At 73.0% G+C, this 215-nt stretch carries 1 pseudogene; it reads left to right on the forward strand.

Features of this window, described 5'->3' with window-relative positions:
- Positions 1–215: pseudogene (locus DW899_RS10830) on the forward strand (IS30 family transposase); the annotation flags it as partial.

The raw sequence follows: 215 nt of genomic DNA on the forward strand, positions 1-215 counted from the left end.
ATGACCAACATGGAGCTCAGGCGCAAGGTCGGCTACAGGCCCAGGTCGCACCGGGCCCCGAAGAGGGCGACGCCGCACTCGCCCCGCAGGTCGCACGCCGCGTTCCTCGCCCTCGGCGAGGACGTTTGCGCCGCCGCCTGGGAGATGGACACCGTCGAGGGCGCGCGGGAGGACTCCGCCTGCCTGCTCACGCTGCTGCACCGCCCCAGCAGGCT

Source organism: Collinsella sp. AM41-2BH (genome assembly GCF_003468085.1).
GTDB lineage: Bacteria > Actinomycetota > Coriobacteriia > Coriobacteriales > Coriobacteriaceae > Collinsella.